The sequence below is a fragment of the Polaromonas sp. P1_G4 genome, from assembly GCF_056405475.1.
Genome location: NZ_JBFUCA010000614.1, coordinates 1 through 2196, shown reverse-complemented (window position 1 = coordinate 2196; position 2196 = coordinate 1). Strand labels below are relative to the sequence as shown.

Genomic DNA, 2196 nt, shown 5'->3' with positions numbered 1-2196 from the left:
CGTGAGAAAGAAGTTCCCCAGCGGACTGAAAGACGAGTAACCAGGCCAAACCCCGCAACGCTGTCATGGCATGGTTTCCACGGGAGATGAGCGCACTCTCGAAGCGATGGGGTCGAACGGAATTGCCGGAGTGGTCATGGCAAGACCCACCCTGGAAAGTTCAAGGACTGGCAAAAAGATCCCCTTGCGGCCACTCCCGCACCGCATTCGCCGCGCCCCACAGGGCCTGGTCGATGTCTTTGAAGAAGGCGCGGCGCCCGGATGGGTCCGGCCTGGAATTGAAGGCCACTACCCATGCATAGCCTTGCCGGGTCCGAAGTGCCAGGGTCTGCAGGCCCGGCTGGCTGCCTGTGTGCCACCAGTTATCGCCCTTGTCACTCCTGACGACGTGGATGCCTGCCGCATAAAAGCTGCGCGGATTGCCGTCTTTTTCCAGCATCGGCTCGCTGCGCATGGTTTGCAATGACTCCTCATTCAGAAGGCGTTTTCCCCGTGCGCCGTCGATCGCCAGGAAAAACTTCAGCACATCTGTTGGCGTTGCAATCCAGGCGCCCAGTGCGTCCATGTTTTCGATGGAGTAGGAGCCGTAAGGACTGGGTACATTCGCGTTCGTAACACCCGGTGCGCCCCGCTGCAGCGGTTCTCCGGGATACGCGTAGTACTTCGTCTCGCCCTGCCGGCTCTCGGTGTTGCTTGCAGCCTGAAAGCCTTTGCCGGTGGACGGCCTCAGAAACTCCCGGCTGCTGAAGGCGCGGTAGGATTYGCCGGTGACGATTTCCACAACCCTTCCGAGCATGCAGTAACCGGTATTGGAATAGGCGAAGCGCTCGCCGGGTGTGAAATCCAGCTTGTCCTGCAGGGAATCCCGGATGATCGCATCGCAGGTAACGGGCGCAACGCCTTGCCGGCGGGCAACGTCCCTGAGCCGGGGCTGAAAAAACGGATCACCAGAGCGCTCCCGATCGAACCCGCCTGAATGCTGAAGCAGGTGCCGGATGCTGATGTCCCTGACGCGCAGGTCAGCGGGGGCGGCGGGCGCTATCCCGGCTTTCTCGAAGAAGGGCAGCACCGGGTCGTCCAGTTTCAGCTTTCCATCCTCTGCCAGCTTGAGCACCATGACCGCCGTCAAGGTCTTGTTGATGCTTCCCATGCGGAACAGGGTTTGCGGCGTCATGGCTTCCTGCTTGTCCCTGTCGGCATAACCGTAGCCTTTGGCAAGGAGCAGCTTGCCGTCCTTGGCCACGACCAGGCTGGCGCCCGGGACATCGTGTTTCTTCATGACCTCCAGCATGGCCTTGTCGAAGGGCTCGAGGTGGGGCAGTGACTGCCCCACCTCGAGGCACCAGCCCCACGGCGAAACGAACGCCAGCAAGGCGCCTGCCAGGCCACGGGAGACCTGGCGGCGCATGGTGGAAACACTGCTGGACAGCGTCGTATGCATTTTTTGGGCCGTGGGGTTGTCCGCGCAGTCTACGAGGTCGCCATGCGGTTGCTCTTTTCGCCTAAAAGCGCGGTAAATCGGGATACTTGATCTGCCCGCCCCGAACCAGCATTTTTCCGTATTCGGCGCAGCGGTTCAGCGTTGGGATCACCTTGCCCGGGTTGAGCAGGCCTTTGCTGTCGAACGCGCGTTTGACACCGAACATCTGCCCGTTTTCCTCGGCGGAGAACTGCACGCACATGGAGTTGAGCTTTTCCACGCCCACGCCGTGTTCGCCCGTCACGGTGCCGCCCATCGCGACACTGGTTTCCAGAATGTCTGCACCGAAGAGTTCGCAGCGGTGCAATTGATCGGGGTCGTTGGCATCAAACAGGATCAAGGGGTGCAGGTTGCCGTCGCCCGCGTGGAATACGTTGGCGCAGCGCAGCTGGTATTTCTTTTCCATCTCTGCGATAGCCAGCAGGATGTCGGCCAGCCGCTTGCGCGGGATGGTGGAGTCCATGCACATGTAGTCGGGGCTGATGCGTCCCGATGCGGGGAAGGCGTTTTTTCGGCCACTCCAGAAGCGCAGGCGTTCAGCCTCGTCCTGGCTCACCGCAATGGCCGTGGCGCCACAGCGGCGCAGCACGTCGGTCATGTGGCCGATTTCTTCTTCAACTTCCTCTGGCGTGCCGTCGCTTTCGCACAGCAAAATCGCGACCGCGCTCAGGTCGTAGCCCGCATGCACAAAGTCTTCCACCGCGGCCGTCATGGGC

2 protein-coding genes are annotated in these 2196 nt (G+C 61.3%); both read right to left on the bottom strand.

Features of this window, described 5'->3' with window-relative positions:
• Positions 1-160: 160 nt before the first annotated feature.
• The gene (locus AC1D1X_RS21245; protein ID WP_477699107.1) at positions 161-1441 is read right to left on the bottom strand and encodes a serine hydrolase domain-containing protein; all 1281 of its coding nucleotides are present in this window, start codon (positions 1439-1441) and stop codon (positions 161-163) included.
• A 61-nt stretch (positions 1442-1502) separates the two neighbouring features.
• On the bottom strand, positions 1503-2196 hold a 694-nt coding region (locus AC1D1X_RS21240), incomplete at its 5' end, for an FAD-linked oxidase C-terminal domain-containing protein (protein WP_477699106.1).